The sequence below is a fragment of the Mesoflavibacter sp. SCSIO 43206 genome, assembly GCF_019904215.1.
In the GTDB taxonomy this organism is placed as follows: Bacteria; Bacteroidota; Bacteroidia; order Flavobacteriales; family Flavobacteriaceae; genus Mesoflavibacter; species Mesoflavibacter zeaxanthinifaciens.
Map to the genome: position 1 here is coordinate 2,315,973 of NZ_CP063201.1, position 14,352 is coordinate 2,330,324.

At 31.0% G+C, this 14,352-nt stretch carries 15 protein-coding genes; 9 read left to right on the plus strand and 6 right to left on the minus strand.

The window, feature by feature from the left end; genetic code table 11:
- The first annotated feature begins 17 nt into the window (after nucleotides 1–17).
- On the plus strand, nucleotides 18–950 hold the full coding sequence (locus INR78_RS10635; RefSeq protein ID WP_223076496.1) for a patatin family protein: 933 nt from the start codon (nucleotides 18–20) through the stop codon (nucleotides 948–950).
- A 3-nt stretch (nucleotides 951–953) separates the two neighbouring features.
- Here the strand turns inward: INR78_RS10635 and INR78_RS10640 are convergent, their stop codons facing one another.
- Nucleotides 954–1,472, minus strand: a complete 519-nt coding sequence (locus INR78_RS10640; RefSeq protein WP_223076497.1) for a hypothetical protein — start codon at nucleotides 1,470–1,472, stop codon at nucleotides 954–956.
- A gap of 88 nt (nucleotides 1,473–1,560) precedes the next feature.
- A complete protein-coding gene (locus INR78_RS10645; RefSeq protein ID WP_223076498.1) occupies nucleotides 1,561–3,114 on the minus strand; it encodes an FMN-binding glutamate synthase family protein in 1,554 nt (517 codons plus the stop codon).
- A 113-nt stretch (nucleotides 3,115–3,227) separates the two neighbouring features.
- On the opposite strand from INR78_RS10645, the gene INR78_RS10650 reads away from it, so the two are divergent.
- The 4 genes from INR78_RS10650 (at nucleotide 3,228) to INR78_RS10665 (ending at nucleotide 8,262) form a co-directional block, all read left to right on the plus strand.
- Entirely contained in the window at nucleotides 3,228–4,778 is a 1,551-nt protein-coding gene (locus tag INR78_RS10650; protein WP_223076499.1) for a hypothetical protein, read from the plus strand.
- 75 nt (nucleotides 4,779–4,853) lie between these two features.
- On the plus strand, nucleotides 4,854–7,193 hold the full coding sequence (locus tag INR78_RS10655; protein WP_223076500.1) for an ATP-dependent helicase: 2,340 nt from the start codon (nucleotides 4,854–4,856) through the stop codon (nucleotides 7,191–7,193).
- Nucleotides 7,194–7,295: 102 nt separating this feature from the next.
- Nucleotides 7,296–7,916 (plus strand): L-threonylcarbamoyladenylate synthase, encoded by a 621-nt coding sequence (locus INR78_RS10660; RefSeq protein WP_106678629.1) that lies wholly within the window; start codon nucleotides 7,296–7,298, stop codon nucleotides 7,914–7,916.
- A gap of 1 nt (nucleotide 7,917) precedes the next feature.
- Nucleotides 7,918–8,262, plus strand: coding sequence for a VOC family protein (locus INR78_RS10665; RefSeq protein WP_223076501.1), 345 nt, complete (start codon nucleotides 7,918–7,920; stop codon nucleotides 8,260–8,262).
- A 61-nt stretch (nucleotides 8,263–8,323) separates the two neighbouring features.
- Here the strand turns inward: INR78_RS10665 and INR78_RS10670 are convergent, their stop codons facing one another.
- The 3 genes from INR78_RS10670 to INR78_RS10680 all read right to left on the minus strand — a co-directional run bounded on the left by INR78_RS10670 (nucleotide 8,324) and on the right by INR78_RS10680 (nucleotide 10,769).
- Nucleotides 8,324–9,187 (minus strand): OmpA family protein, encoded by an 864-nt coding sequence (locus tag INR78_RS10670; protein ID WP_223076502.1) that lies wholly within the window; start codon nucleotides 9,185–9,187, stop codon nucleotides 8,324–8,326.
- 95 nt (nucleotides 9,188–9,282) lie between these two features.
- Nucleotides 9,283–10,272, minus strand: coding sequence for a glycosyltransferase family 2 protein (locus INR78_RS10675; protein WP_223078063.1), 990 nt, complete (start codon nucleotides 10,270–10,272; stop codon nucleotides 9,283–9,285).
- A gap of 47 nt (nucleotides 10,273–10,319) precedes the next feature.
- A complete protein-coding gene (locus INR78_RS10680) occupies nucleotides 10,320–10,769 on the minus strand; it encodes a type I restriction enzyme HsdR N-terminal domain-containing protein (RefSeq protein ID WP_223076503.1) in 450 nt (149 codons plus the stop codon).
- A 96-nt stretch (nucleotides 10,770–10,865) separates the two neighbouring features.
- Here INR78_RS10680 and holA point away from each other — a divergent pair, with 96 nt between their 5' ends.
- The 3 genes from holA to INR78_RS10695 all read left to right on the plus strand — a co-directional run bounded on the left by holA (nucleotide 10,866) and on the right by INR78_RS10695 (nucleotide 12,956).
- Complete coding sequence (gene holA, locus INR78_RS10685; protein WP_223076504.1) at nucleotides 10,866–11,870, plus strand: DNA polymerase III subunit delta; 1,005 nt, start codon at nucleotides 10,866–10,868, stop codon at nucleotides 11,868–11,870.
- Complete coding sequence (locus INR78_RS10690) at nucleotides 11,870–12,232, plus strand: cupin domain-containing protein (RefSeq protein ID WP_223076505.1); 363 nt, start codon at nucleotides 11,870–11,872, stop codon at nucleotides 12,230–12,232. Before holA ends, INR78_RS10690 begins: the two co-directional genes overlap by 1 nt.
- Before the next feature lie 163 nt (nucleotides 12,233–12,395).
- Nucleotides 12,396–12,956 (plus strand): type 1 glutamine amidotransferase domain-containing protein, encoded by a 561-nt coding sequence (locus tag INR78_RS10695; protein WP_223076506.1) that lies wholly within the window; start codon nucleotides 12,396–12,398, stop codon nucleotides 12,954–12,956.
- A gap of 48 nt (nucleotides 12,957–13,004) precedes the next feature.
- Here the strand turns inward: INR78_RS10695 and INR78_RS10700 are convergent, their stop codons facing one another.
- Nucleotides 13,005–13,367: a helix-turn-helix domain-containing protein gene (locus tag INR78_RS10700; protein ID WP_223076507.1), complete on the minus strand. Its 363-nt coding sequence runs from the start codon at nucleotides 13,365–13,367 to the stop codon at nucleotides 13,005–13,007.
- 118 nt (nucleotides 13,368–13,485) lie between these two features.
- Between INR78_RS10700 and INR78_RS10705 the strand changes: the two genes are divergently transcribed.
- The gene (locus INR78_RS10705; protein WP_223076508.1) at nucleotides 13,486–14,352 is read left to right on the plus strand and encodes an SDR family oxidoreductase; all 867 of its coding nucleotides are present in this window, start codon (nucleotides 13,486–13,488) and stop codon (nucleotides 14,350–14,352) included.

A 14,352-nucleotide genomic window follows, 5' to 3' on the forward strand; every position in this document is an offset into this window, starting at 1 on the left:
CAAATACAAGATTAAATTTGAAAGCTTTAGTAATTTCTGGTGGCGGAAGTAAAGGTGCGTTTGCAGGTGGCGTCGCGCAATATTTGATAGAGCAAGAAGGTAGAGATTATGATATGTATTTGGGCACATCTACCGGTAGTTTGTTAATTCCACATTTGGCAGCGCACGATATTGGTAAGCTGTATGATATTTATACGCATGTTAATCAGCATTCTATTTTTAATATTAACCCTTTTGTTGTTAAGAAAAAAGGCGATAGAGAATACGTGTCTATTAATTACTTTAATACTGTTTTGCAGTTTATTAAGCGTAAAAGAACCTTTGGAGAAAGTAAAAATTTAAGAAAGAATATTAAAGAGAATTTTACTAAAGAAGAATATGATCGTATTCGTGCTACTAAAGAAGATGTGATTGTTACGGTAACTAATTTATCTAAAAATAGAGCAGAGTATAAGTCTATTAAAGACTTTAGTTATGAAGAGTTTTGCGACTGGATTTGGATTTCGTGCAATTTAGTACCGTTTATGTCTTTAGCAACTAAGGATGGTTTTGAGTATGCCGATGGTGGATTGGCTTGTGTTGTGCCTATCAGAGAAGCTATTTTAAGAGGTGCAACCGAGGTAGATGCGATTATTTTAGAAAGTGAAAACCTTGAGTATAACAAGGTTTTAGGTAAAAATCCGTTTTCTTTAATGATTAACTTATTTGGACATTTGTCTGATCAAGTAGAAAAAGGCGATATCGCAATAGGACGATTAGCAGCAAAACATAGAAATGTAAAGCTTAATCTATATTTTACACCGACAAAACTTACCGAAAACTCATTAATCTTTAATAAACAATTGATGGAAACTTGGTGGCAACAAGGGTATCATTACGCTGAGTCTAAGCACGCCATAGGACAACCAATGGATCAAAGTGAAAAATTTAAGGATGAAATAGAGTCTTAACTCTTACCAGATTTCAGATACTTCTTTTTTAATATAGTGTAAACCTGCATTGCTTGGTGCTGGTTTATCTAGCATTTCGTTTAAGATAGCTTCACGAAGTTTATCTGCATTATCAATTTTTTCGCTCATAGCGACTTTTCTAATTAATTGCACTGTTGCGCTTTTAGATGCATTGATAACACTCCAACAATTATCACTAAAGTAAATTTGTTGTGCTAAGTTGTGTTCAAATTCTTGCTCGATATTTTTTATTAATAAAGTTTCGTAGTCTTCTTTATTGTTACCTACAGGCGCAACACGTAGTAATAATTTATTTGGAGAGATACGTTCTAAGAACAACGTTAAACGTTCGTAAGCTTGTAATCGTATCGGTAAAGATTGTTTATTAAGCTCTTTAGCTACTTCGTATTTTCTGCGCTCAAATTCATTGTTAAAGTACTCTCTAAAAAATAAGTAAGCAACAATACCCGTAATTAAAGCAGGTATACAATACAATAGTAGGGTTAAGATTTGATCTTCCATGGTTGTTTTTTGGTTTATACAACAAACTTAATGTGTTTCGATTTATTGTACAAGTAACTTGATTTTATATTTATGGATTATATTAATTTTAAGCAATACCACCTAAATGAGGACAATCTTTTAAACTCTGTATGCCGTTAAAAGGAACTTCAACTTTGTGGTATTTATAGGTGCTGTCAAGCTCTTTACTTAAATTGTGGTCATCTACGTTAACTTCAACATCATTCATTTTAAATTGACAAGGATGTTCGTATCCTGCAGCATGAGTAATTTCTAAAAATTCTTTTTTAAAGGTGTTAAAATATTGTGCTAAACGTTCACTTTTTAAAGGCACATCAATACCACGTTGTAGCCATTTGTTTTGTGTTGCAACACCTGCAGGACAACGATTAGTATGACAAACTTGTGCTTGTATACAGCCAATACTCATCATAGCTTCACGCGCTACATTAATACAGTCTGCGCCCATGGCGAATGCCATAGCTGCTTTAGCAGGAAACCCTAATTTGCCACTACCAATAAAAACAATACGCTCTGTTAATCCTTTGTCTTTAAATAATTTGTATAAATCACCAAAAGCATAAACCCATGGTAAAGATACATGATCTGCAAAACTTGGTGGTGCAGCACCAGTACCACCTTCGCCACCATCAACTGTAATAAAATCTGGACCTTTATTGTTGGCTTTCATATAATCTGCAAGTTCTTTCCATTGTCCAAGTTTACCAATAGCAGCTTTTATACCAACAGGTAAGCCAGTTTCTTGTGCAATTGCTTCTACAAATTCAACTAATTCTGGAATGGTATTAAAAGCCGAATGATTTGGTGGTGATAATACATCTTTACCCATTGGCACGTGTCTAATTTCAGATATTTCTTTAGTGATTTTACTTCCAGGTAAAACACCACCTTTTCCTGGTTTTGCTCCTTGTGATAGTTTTACTTCTATTGCTCTTATAAACGGATTATCTTGGACTAGTTTTTTAAGTTTTTCCATAGAAAAATTACCATCATCATCTCTAACACCAAAATATCCTGTGCCAAAATGAAATACAACATCGCCACCATGTTTATGATATGGTGACAATCCACCTTCGCCAGTGTTATGATATGCATCAGCTATTTTTACACCTTTATTTAAAGATTCTATTGCTTTTGCAGATAAAGAGCCAAAACTCATTGCAGATACGTTAATTACAGATGCTGGTCGGTATGGACGTTTACGATTGTTGTATTGCCCCATAACCTTTGCACATGGTAAAAAATGGTTGTCTTTTTTATTTGGATGATTGTCTTCTAATTTATAAGGAAGCATTGCATTATTTATAAAAATATGCTGATGCGCATAAATATCTCTATCGGTACCAAAACCTTCGTAATTATTTTCATTTTTAGAAGATGCATAAACCCAACCACGTTCTATACGATTAAATGGTAGCTCTTCGCGGTTATTAGCAACAAGATACTGTCTTAATTCTGGACCAATACTTTCTAGCATATACCTAATATGACCAACAACAGGAAAGTTATGACTTATAGTATGTTTACGTTGAATAATATCGCGTACAGCGATTAAAGCAAGTGCAATGATAATCCACATCCACCAAGAGATGTTAGATAAAAAACTTAATAGTGTATCCATGAATTTATAAGTTGTTTTTTCAAAAATAGTAAAATTACAATGCTAACATTTCTGTTAAGTTAATATAATTATAAAATTGAAAGGTTACACATTCTAAATATTATCTTTAGTACATGACCACAAAAACCAAAAAAACCGGATTTATCGCAATTTTATCAATAATCGTATTGATTGTTGGTTATTTTATTGCTAAAAACAGTATTCTTAATAAAATTGAAAACTCTCTGTCTAATCTACCAGAACACATTGAATTGCAATATAAATCGATAGATTTAGACTTATTAAATGGCGATTTTAAGATTAAAGAAGCTTTACTTACGATAAAAGGTAAAACTACCGAAAAAATAAACACGCAGTTAGAATTTAAAACACTATCTATTGAAGATTTTAGTTATTGGAATTATTGGAAAAATAATACAATTGATATTGAAAATATAAACGTAAAATCTTCAAAAATCACTCACTTTTATAACAAACAAGTATCTTCTGAAGATTTTAATACTCAAATAAAAAATCAGGTTAAAACACCTATTTATATTGAAACTTTTTCTGTAGAAAATGCAAATGTTGAAATTTTTGATTTTAATACAGAAGATGTACTTTTTAAATCAGAACAGTTAAATCTATCTACCTCAAAAATTAGGTTTAACGAAGAAACTTTAAAGACTAAAATACCTTTAAAGTTTGAAAGTTTTAACTTTTCGGCTAATCAAACATTTTATGTTTTAAACGATTTTGAAAACTTGACTGTAAATAAAATTGAAGTCCATAAAAATAACGCAACGTTTACCGATTTAAAAATCAAAACAAAATATGAAAAGCAAGAACTTTCTAAACACTTAAAAGTAGAACGTGATTACTATGATTTAAATGTTGAAGAGATTGAAGTTAATGACTTTGCAACAAACTTTAAAAACGATAGTATTTTTAGTTTTACAACAGAGAATGTAGTTATAAAGCAGCCAAATTTCAACATTTATAGAGATAAGTTAGTAGCAGATGATTTGTCTGTAAAACCTATGTACAGTAAACAATTAAGAGATTTAAATTTCGATTTAAAAGTAAAAAATGTGCAAATTAAAAATGCTTTTATCACTTATGAAGAGAAGGTAAAACAAGATAAGCCTGCTGGTCAAATAAAATTTACTAATCTAAATGCAAACATTAGTCATTTAGGCAATGCTTTTACTAATTTGGGTACTACAAAAATTGATGTTACCTCTAAATTTATGGATAATTCCAATTTAAAAGTTAGTTGGGATTTTGACGTTAATAACCAATTAGATCAATTTGTTTTTAAAGCAGATATAGGAGTTTTAAATGCAAGTCAACTAAACCAATTTATGGAGCCTAATTTAAATATAAGATTAGATGGTCAACTACAGAAAACTTACTTTACAATAAATGGAAACTCTGATGTTTCAAATATTGATTTAAAAACTAAATATGAAAATTTTGATATAATTGTTTTAAAAGAAAATGGCGAAGAAAAAAATAAGTTTTTGTCAGGTTTAATAAATCTATTTGTATCAAATAACAGTAATGATCAATCAGATAATTTTAGAAAAGCAACAGCTAAAAATATACAACGTGTTAAACATAAATCGGTTTTTAATTTTATATGGATTAATATAAGAGCAGGACTTAAAGAAGCTATGCTGTAATTGTTTATAATTATTGATAAAAACCTTTAGTAAAACCAAGTGGTATGGTTATTTTTACAACAAAAATTTTTACCCTTGGAAAAGTATCTTTCTCAACTTAACGACGCGCAATTAGAACCAACAATACAAGTAGGTGGACCAATGATTATTATTGCTGGTGCAGGTTCTGGTAAAACAAGAGTATTAACGTATCGTATAGCTTACTTAATGCATAAAGGCGTAGATTCCTTTAGTATTTTAGCATTAACATTTACCAATAAAGCTGCACGCGAAATGAAAGAGCGTATTGCTCAAATTGTTGGCGAAAGTGAAGCTAAAAACCTTTGGATGGGTACATTTCACTCAGTTTTTGCACGTATTTTAAGAGTAGAAGGTCATCATTTAGGTTTTCCGAGTAATTTTACAATTTACGATACGCAAGATTCTCAAAAACTTTTAGGATCGATTATCAAAGAGATGAATTTAGATAAAGATCTGTATAAAACTAAACAAGTTTACAGCAGGATTTCATCTTACAAAAACAGTTTAATTACTGTAAAAGCTTACTTTAATAATCCAGAATTGATGGAAGCAGATGCTATGGCAAGGCGACCACAAATGGGTAATATTTATAAAGCATATGTAGATCGTTGTTTTAAAGCTGGCGCAATGGATTTTGATGATTTATTACTACGCACCAACGAGCTTTTAACACGTTTTCCAACCGTTTTAGCAAAATACCAAGATAAATTTAGATACATTTTGGTAGACGAGTATCAGGATACAAACCATAGTCAGTATCTAATCGTTCGTGCGTTGGCAGATCGTTTTCAAAATATATGTGTAGTTGGTGATGATGCGCAAAGTATTTATGCCTTTCGTGGTGCAAATATTAATAACATTCTTAATTTTCAGCGCGATTATGATAATGTGAAATTGTACCGATTAGAACAAAATTATCGTTCTACAAAAAATATTGTTGGCGCAGCAAATTCAGTGATTGATCATAACCAAACTAAGTTGGATAAAGTAGTTTGGACAGCTAATGAAGAAGGACCAAAAGTAAAAGTGCATCGAAGTTTAACCGATGGTGACGAAGGTCGTTATGTAGCAAGCACCATTTGGGAAACCAAAATGAATCAACAACTTAACAATAGCGATTTTGCCATTTTATACCGTACCAATGCACAGTCTAGAGCAATGGAAGACGCGTTACGTAAACGAAATATTCCGTACAGAATTTATGGCGGTTTAAGTTTCTATCAACGTAAAGAAATTAAAGACGTATTATCTTATTTACGTTTGATTTTAAATCCTTCAGATGAAGAAGCTTTAAAACGAATTATCAATTATCCAGGAAGAGGTATTGGTCAAACTACGATAGATCGTTTAGTAGTTGCAGCCAACGGATTAGGTAAAACCATTTGGGAAATTTTAAAAGAAATAGATACGGTTCAAGTAAATATAAATAACGGCACCAAAAATAAACTTCGTGATTTTGTGACTTTAATTGAAAGTTATCAAGTGATGAATCAAACTGCTACCGCTTTTGAACTTGCAGAACACGTTGTAAAATCTAGTGGTTTGATGCGCGAGTTTAATAAAGACGGAACTCCAGAAGGTGTAACAAGACTAGAAAACGTTGAAGAATTGCTAAACGGTGTTAAAGATTTTGTTGAAGGACAGCAAGAATTAGCAGATGCCAAAGGTGATTTAGCCGAGTTTTTAGAAGATGTTGCATTAGCTACAGATTTAGATAATGAAAAAGGAGATGATGATGTAGTAGCGTTAATGACCATTCACCTTGCAAAAGGTCTAGAATTTAATAATGTATTTGTAGTTGGTTTAGAAGAAGATTTATTTCCAAGTGCTATGAGTATGAATACGCGTAGCGAGTTGGAAGAGGAGCGAAGACTGTTTTACGTAGCTTTAACTAGAGCCGAAAAACAAGCCTATTTAACGTATGCTTTATCTCGTTACCGTTGGGGAAAATTAGTAGACTCAGAACCAAGTAGATTTATAGAAGAAATAGACGATCAGTTTATAGAAAATATTACTCCAAAAGAAGAAAGACGAATCAATCCAATGTTATCTGCCGATATTTTTGGAGATGTAGAACCAAATAAGGTTAGGTTTAAAAAGCCAATCCAACCTAAGTTTAAAAAGAAAGAAAAGAAAGCGCCAGAAAAATTTACACCATCAACACCTAAAAACCTTAAAAAAGTAGATGCTTTAGGTAAAAACGATGTGCCAAGTACTAACTTGTTTGATGGTAATTTAGCTGTTGGTAATATTGTAAGTCATATGCGATTTGGAAAAGGAGAAGTCTTAAAAATAGAAGGAAAAGGAACCGATACCAAAGCAGAAATTAAATTTGAAGTTGCAGGCGTTAAAAAGCTGTTGTTACGTTTTGCAAAATTAGATGTAATAGGGTAACTTTAGTTCAAAGTTTAAAAGTTTGAAGAGTAACGTCTCTTCGAGTGTTTTTTGAGGCACGATCAAAATGTATCGAGAAGTTTTAATTTAATAATAAAACAAATGGCAAATATTATTAGAATATACGAAGAAAACCCAAACCCAAAAGCGATTAAGCAAGTAGTAGAGGTATTAAAAAAAGGTGGTTTAATAATATATCCAACAGATACTGTTTACGGTTTAGGATGTGATATTACAAATACAAAAGCACTAGAAAAAATCGCACGTATAAAAGGCGTAAAATTGGATAAAGCAAACTTCTCATTTATTTGTCACGATTTAAGTAATCTATCAGATTATGTTAAGCAAATAGATACTAAAACCTTTAAAATTTTAAAACGCGCTTTACCAGGACCATACACATTTATTTTACCAGGTTCTAAAACCTTACCAGCTGCGTTTAAAAAGAAAAAAGAAGTTGGTATACGTGTGCCTAATAACAATATTGCTTTAGAAATTGTAAAACTTTTAGGTAACCCTATTGTCTCAACGTCTATTAGAGATGAAGATGAAATTATAGAATACACCACAGATCCAGAATTAATTCTAGAAAAATGGGACAATCTTGTAGATTTAGTTATTGATGGTGGTTACGGAGATAATCAAGCATCTACAGTTGTTGATTTATCTCAAGATGAACCTTTAATTGTTAGAGAAGGAAAAGGAAGTTTAGAAATCTTTTAATATGAAACCAACAAACAATCATATTAATTACGTCGAGTTTAAATCTACAGATTTAGAAGCTACAAAAACCTTTTATAGCAACGCTTTTAGTTGGCAATTTACAGATTATGGAGACACTTACATCGCTTTTGAAAATAGTGGCTTGCAAGGCGGATTTGAAAAAACTAATCAACCAATTATCAATGGTACATTAGTGGTCTTGTATCATAACGATTTAGAAGGTATTAAATCAAAACTAATTCAATTAGGCGCGACAATTTCTGTAGATATATTTTCTTTTCCCGGCGGAAAGCGCTTTCAATTTTTAGATCCTTCGGGTAATGAGCTAGCTATTTGGAGTGAATAATAATTCCATAAAAAAAGCCCAACTTAAAGTTGAGCTTTCAATATATTTTATAAGAAAATGATTAATTACCTTCTTCTTCAGATAATGTCTTCATTTCTTCTTCAATCATTTTATAAAACTGATCGATTTTTGGTAAGATGTAAATCTTTGTTCTTCTGTTAGTCGCTCTGTTTTCAGCAGTATCATTTGGTACTAAAGGTAAATGATCACCACGTCCAGCAGCAATTAATTGTTCTGGCTTAACTCCTAATTCTTGTAAAGCTCTTACGATAGAGGTACTACGTTTTACACTTAAGTCCCAGTTATCTAACAATACGCCTTTTCTGTATGGTACATTGTCTGTATGTCCTTCTACCATAGCTTCAAAGTTAGGTTTACCATTAATTACTGTTGCTACTTTACCTAAGATTTCTTTTGCGCGTTCAGTAATGTTGTAGCTTCCGCTTTTAAATAATAATTTATCTGATAATGAGATAAATACTACGCTTTTTTCTACATTAATTTCAATGTCTTCATCATTAAGTCCAACTTCTTTCTTTAAACTTGTAACTAGAGCTAAAGTAACACTGTCCTTTTTAGTTAACGCGTCTTGTAGTCTAGAGATTTTTAAATCCTTTTCTTTTAAGCTTTCTAAAGATTTTTCTAAGTTTTCTGCACCTTTTGTTGTTAAAACAGTCATGTCTTTAGTGCTTTGTATTAAAGCTTCGTTATTAGCTTTCATATCGGCTAAACGATCTTGTAACTCTTTAACTCTTGCTAACTCTGCAGCTTTATCTGCTAAGCATGAGTTTAATTTTACTGTAGCAGTGTTTAATAAATCTTGTGTTTCTTTATGTTTAGCTTCTAAAGCTGCGTATTCTTTTTTAGATACACATGAACTTAGTAACAGTAGTGCACTTGCACTAAATAATATTAGTTTCTTCATAATTTATGGATTGAATAAAATTAAATTTATACACACCAAAAGTATAAATATTTAAAATGTTAAAATAAGCTTTAACAAAACTTTTGCTAAAAGATTTAAAGTTTTGAAAAATTTGTTTTCTTTTTTATGAAGTAGCTATAAACAATAGACTTGACAGAAAAATAGCCTTTTTGTTGTGGTAAATTTTTACGCTGTTTTAAAAGCTTTTTTAAGTTGAAATAAAATGAAAAATGAGCTTTTAAAATTGCAAAAAAATGCTTGATTTTAAGTTGAAATAAAAACTGAATTCCTGCAATACCATCTAAAACTAATCGAGTAAAAATTAAACTAAATAAATAGCCAGAAGCATTTTTGGTGACATTAAACAAACTGTTTCTAAAATTTAAGTATGTTTTTTGGGGATTAGTGGCATTTAAAGTAGCGCCACCAACATGAAATACGGTACTTTCTGAAACGTATTTTGCTTTGTAGTTTAAATTAAATGCACGCCAACATAAATCAATTTCTTCTTGATGGGCAAAAAAGCTTTCATCAAAACCATTTAGTTGATTAAACACTTGTTTTCTTATAAAAAAACATGCTCCTGAAGCCCAAAATATGTTTGAGTTTGGATATTGATTAGTATCTGTTTCTATGGTATCAAAAATACGACCTCTACAAAAGGGATAGCCGTATTTATCAATAAAACCACCAGCAGCGCCAGCATATTCAAATTTAGTTTTGTCTTTATAATCTAAAATTTTTGGCTGAATGATTGCTGTTTCTGTTTCAGTATTAAAAGTGTCAAGTATTGGGTCAAGCCAATTTGGTGTGACTTCAATGTCGCTGTTAAGAAGACAGAAAATATCTTCGTCTACAAATTGTAAAGCATCATTATAACCTTTGGCGTATCCTCCATTAATTTTGTTTTCTATGATTTTTACATTAGGAAACTGATCTTTTACAAAAGCAACAGAATTATCTGTAGATGCATTATCTGCTACATAAATTGTGGCGTCTTTAGAATAATCAATAACAGAAGGCAAAAACTGCTTTAAAAGTGCTTTTCCGTTCCAATTTAATATGACAACTGCTATGTTCAATATTTGTTGATGTGTTTATTTGTTTTCTAATACTGCCAACTGCGTACTTTTTACTGCTGACTATATTCTGGAATATCTCTTAAAAACTGATAGTGTTCAGCCTCAAAATCCATTTTGCAATAATAATGATTTATACCATTGGTTACCATTAAATAGTCTGCATTTAGCGTTAAGTTATAACGCGCAATTTGATCAAAAGTATCTTGGCTAATCTTAATTTTAGGCGCTTTACATTCAATAATTAACTTAATGCTTCCGTCGGTGTTAAAAACAACAATGTCGTAACGCTTTTTTAAGTCGTTTACTTTCAGTTCTTTTTCAACATTAATTAAAGAAATCGGGTAATTTTTAACTTCAATTAAATAATGAATACAATGCTGTCTTACCCATTCTTCAGGTTGTAAAACGATAAATTTTTTACGTATCACATCAAAGATAGATACTTTATTTTCGCTATTTTTGAAACGAAACGAAAACTTTGGAAAATTGAGGTCTAGCATTAACGCTTTTTAATTTATTTCAAAGTTAAGGTACAATAATAAAAAAGCAAATTCCATGTCATGTTTTTGGAATTTTAAACTTGCAATTTTAAGCTTGTGGACGACGTCAAACAACTGGTAACAGATATAAAAAACGGAAATATCAAACCCATTTATCTTCTAATGGGTGAAGAACCTTATTATATTGATAAAATTTCAGAATTTATAGAACAAACTGTTCTTGCAGAAGAAGAACGTGGTTTTAACCAGATGATTTTGTACGGTCGTGATGTAGCAGTAGAAGATATTGTAAGTAATGCAAAGCGTTTTCCTATGATGGCAGAGCGCCAAGTGGTTATTGTAAAAGAGGCTCAAGATTTATCGCGTACGTTTGATAAGTTGGATGATTATGCTAAAAACCCTCAACCGTCAACAGTTTTAGTGCTTTGTTATAAATATAAAACTGTAGATAAACGTAAAGCAGTGTATAAGGCAATAAAAAAATCTGGTGTTGTTTTTGAAAGTAAAAAGCTATATGATAATCAAGTACCAGATTGGATTAAACGTGTTTTATCACCAAGAGGTTATGCAATAACACCCAAAGCTTCTCAATTATTGGTAGAGTTTTTGGGGACAGATTTAGGAAAAATTAATAACGAACTTGAAAAACTTCAAATAGTTTTACCTAAAAATACACAAATTACACCAGAGCATATCGAAGAAAATATTGGGATTAGTAAGGATTACAATAATTTTGAGCTTAGAAAAGCAATAGGCGCAAGAGATAGTAAGAAAGCATTTAAAATTGTACAATACTTTGCAGATAACCCAAAGGATAATCCAATGGTTGTTACGGTTGCTTTGCTCTTTAATTTCTTTTCTCAGTTACTACAATTACACGGAATGAAAGATAGAAATCCGCGTAGTGTGGCAAGTGCATTACGGGTTAACCCTTATTTTGTAAACGAATATTTGGATGCAGCAAGAAACTTCCCAATGCGAAAAGTAAGTGAAGTAGTTGCTTTACTTAGAGAGTTTGATGTTAAAAGTAAAGGTGTAAATAGTAATGCTGTACCGCAAGGAGATTTACTAAAGGAATTATTAGTTAAGATTTTAAATTAATGAAATACTTTACTTTTATATTAATAATTTCTTTGTTTTCTTGTAAAACAACACAAACTCTTCCAGATCCTTTAGAAGCTGGATGGAATGGTAAAAAAGTGTGCGAAGTGTTGCAAGATACTAAAGAGCAACGCATATTAAAGTGTACCTTTCCACCAGGTGTTGGGCATCAAAAACATTATCACAATCCACATTTTGGTTATACCTTAAAAGGAAGCACTTTTAAAATTACAGATACTTCGGGGACAAAAACTATTAAAGTGCCTACAGGAACAACTTGGAGTAAAACCAAAGTAACACAGCACGAGGTATTAAATGTAGGAGATAGTACTTCTGTCTATTTAATTATAGAACCTAAGTAATAAAGTCTTTAACATTTCACTCTGTTTTTAACACAATAAACATATTCTTTAACATTAAGTATTAAAGTCCGGTTAAACCAATTTTGATTTTTCTTGTTTAGTATTCATTTTTAGTAATTTAGATACCGAAAAAGAATTATTAATCACAAAAAAACAATCAAAAATGGAAAATTTAGATAGAAAGAAAGTTGCGATTTTAGCAACCAATGGATTTGAAGAAAGCGAGTTGAAAGAACCAATGAATGCTTTAAAAGAAGCTGGTGCAGATGTACATATTGTTTCAGAAAATTTAGGAAAAATTAAAGGATGGCAAGATGGAAATTGGAGTAATGAATATGAAGTAGATAAAACCATAGATGAAGCATCTCAAGAAAATTATGATGCGCTAATGTTACCAGGAGGAGTAATTAATCCAGATGTTTTAAGACGTAACGAAGATGCCATAAGATTTGTAAAATCATTTTTTGCAAATAAAAAACCAATAGGAGCTATTTGTCATGCACCATGGTTATTAGCAGAAGCAGATGTTTTACAAGGAAGAAAAATTACATCTTTTAATTCAATAAAAAGAGATTTAGTAAATGCAGGAGCAAAATGGGAAGATAGCGAAGTAGTAGTAGATGAAGGATTAGTAACTAGTAGAAATCCTAATGACTTACCAGCATTTAATAAAAAATTAATTGAAGAAGTTTACGAAGGTAAACACCAAATGCAAACTGCATAGATTTTAGATTGATTGATAGTAAAAGCAAGCTTATTAAGCTTGCTTTTTTTATTTTGGATTTAATGTATTTTTTCTGTGATCAATTCCCCAATCAACCATAGCGTCTAAAACTTCTAAAATAGCTTCTCCAGATTTGGTTAAAGAATATTCGATTAAAATAGGAGTAGAGTCGTACACAGTACGTTTTACAACGCCATTCAATTCGAGATCTTTTAATTCTTTAGATAACATTCTTGGTGTGATTTTTTCAATGTTTTCTTGTATGTCTTTAAATCTTGATTTTCCGTAAAGTAAAGAAGCAATTATTGGTAATTTCCATTTTCCGCTTAATACATTTAAAGTATCATTAATCGCTAAAACAAATTGTTTCGGGCAAGCTTTAATTGTTGAGATATCTTTTACTTCACTCATTTTTAGTTATTTAAAATCCAACTATACTTAAGTATACTGCTATTTTATTGGTATTAGGTATACTTTGTATAGCAAAAGTATTAATTTTGTTTCAAATAATAATTAAAAACACAAAAAAATGATATTAGTTACAGGAGCAACCGGAGAATATGGTACACACGCAATAAACTCTTTATTAGAAAAAGGTGTAGAGCCTTCAAATATTTCAGCTTTAGTTAGATCTGAAGAAAAAACTCATATTTTAAAAGAAAAAGGCGTAAAGATTAAAATAGGAGATTATAATGATTATAGTAGTTTAGTCGAAGCTTTTAAAGACGTTGATAAATTATTGTTTGTATCTGGTAGCGAAATTGGTACTAGAGAAGCACAACATAAAAATGTTGTTAATGCGGCAAAAGAAGCAGGAGTAGATTTTATTGCTTACACTTCTTTTATAAGAAATGTAGATGCTAAAGATTCTGCAATTGGTTTTTTACAAGACACGCATCAAAAAACAGAACAATGGATAAAAGACAGTGGTATAGACTACACTATTTTACAAAACGGTTTATACTTAGATATTTTACCAATGTTTTTAGGTGAAAATGTTTTAAATGATGGTATTTTATTACCTGCAGAAGATGGTAAATCAAACTCAGTATTAAGAGCCGAGTTAGCAGAAGCTGCAGCACACGTATTAACTACAAGCGGACATGAAAATCAAACTTATCCGTTAGTGAATAATGAAGCTTTAACGTATCAAGATGTTGCAAATCAATTATCAAGTATTAAAGGTGAAACTGTAAATTATACATCTCCAAAACCAGATACTTATCAAACTATTTTAAAAGAAAATAATGTGTCAGATGAGTATATAGGTATGTTAACATCTTTTTCTGTAGCACAAGCTAAAGGAGAATTACAATTAGAAAATAATACTTTAGAGCAATTTTTAGGAAGAAAACCTAAAACCGTAAAACAATATTTAATAGAGGTTTATAGTTAA

Bases quoted from the DNA above. Each gene is read 5' to 3' on its own strand.
- INR78_RS10700 (WP_223076507.1), bottom strand. From the start codon at position 13,367: ATGAGTGAAGTAAAAGATATCTCAACAATTAAAGCTTGCCCGAAACAA.
- INR78_RS10690 (WP_223076505.1), top strand. From the start codon at position 11,870: ATGAAATACTTTACTTTTATATTAATAATTTCTTTGTTTTCTTGTAAA.
- INR78_RS10650 (WP_223076499.1), top strand. From the start codon at position 3,228: ATGACCACAAAAACCAAAAAAACCGGATTTATCGCAATTTTATCAATA.
- INR78_RS10645 (WP_223076498.1), bottom strand. From the start codon at position 3,114: ATGGATACACTATTAAGTTTTTTATCTAACATCTCTTGGTGGATGTGG.
- INR78_RS10695 (WP_223076506.1), top strand. From the start codon at position 12,396: ATGGAAAATTTAGATAGAAAGAAAGTTGCGATTTTAGCAACCAATGGA.
- INR78_RS10680 (WP_223076503.1), bottom strand. From the start codon at position 10,769: ATGCTAGACCTCAATTTTCCAAAGTTTTCGTTTCGTTTCAAAAATAGC.
- INR78_RS10640 (WP_223076497.1), bottom strand. From the start codon at position 1,472: ATGGAAGATCAAATCTTAACCCTACTATTGTATTGTATACCTGCTTTA.
- INR78_RS10665 (WP_223076501.1), top strand. From the start codon at position 7,918: ATGAAACCAACAAACAATCATATTAATTACGTCGAGTTTAAATCTACA.
- INR78_RS10670 (WP_223076502.1), bottom strand. From the start codon at position 9,187: ATGAAGAAACTAATATTATTTAGTGCAAGTGCACTACTGTTACTAAGT.
- INR78_RS10660 (WP_106678629.1), top strand. From the start codon at position 7,296: ATGGCAAATATTATTAGAATATACGAAGAAAACCCAAACCCAAAAGCG.
- INR78_RS10705 (WP_223076508.1), top strand. From the start codon at position 13,486: ATGATATTAGTTACAGGAGCAACCGGAGAATATGGTACACACGCAATA.